This is a genomic window from Streptomyces niphimycinicus, from assembly GCF_018883605.1.
Classification (GTDB): Bacteria; Actinomycetota; Actinomycetes; order Streptomycetales; family Streptomycetaceae; genus Streptomyces; species Streptomyces niphimycinicus.
On the sequence record NZ_JAHLEM010001306.1, the window covers coordinates 1 to 709 of the forward strand.

The 709-nt window shown below is 79.3% G+C and carries 1 pseudogene; it reads right to left on the minus strand.

Features of this window, described 5'->3' with window-relative positions:
• A pseudogene (locus KN815_RS49485) lies at positions 1-709 on the minus strand (PucR family transcriptional regulator); the annotation flags it as partial.

Below are 709 nucleotides of genomic sequence, written 5' to 3' on the forward strand. Positions count from 1 at the left end.
CGGCCGTACGGTCGCGGGGGCGGGCCTTGGCGCCGCGGCGGCTCTCGACGGCCCGGGCGTGCTCGGCGCATGCCGCGACCGCCGCGCCGCCGTCGGGGGCCAGCACGATGAGCCGTTCGCCGTCGGGCACCACCAGCACGGACTCGCCGATGCGGGCCGCGGCCGCCTCCATGGTGTCGGTGAGCGTGGCGAGGGGGTCGGCCGCCTCGGCTTCGCCCGGGGTCGTGCCCATGGCCGTGCCCGTGGCCGTGGTGGTGGCTTCGGCGAAGGGCTCCGGAGGGGCCTCGTCCGTCCCGGGCGTGGCCGCTATGGGCTGCTGGGCGGCGCCGCCGAACGGCACCTCGGCGACGAGCATCCGGAACGGCGCGTCGAGCAGCCCGCCGTACAGCCGCCCGGCGACCGCCCGCGCATGGTCGGGCTCGCCCGCGAGCAGCATCCGCAGCACGGCGGCGCCGAGCCGCTGCTCGGCCTCCCGCAGGGCGCGGGAACGCTCGGTGGTCAGGGTCAGCAGCGCCACCGCCGAGTGCACGGCATAGCGCTCGGCGGTCCCCAGCGGCGCGCCCGTACCGACCGCGAGCACACCGCGGGTGGTACGGCGCCCGGTCCCCAGGGACTGGAGCTCCACCCGGTCGGCGGCGGCCGTGTCCTCGGCCGGTTCCGCGCCCGTGGCCCCGGCCTCGCCGCCCCCGCCGCCGACCACGATGCTCGC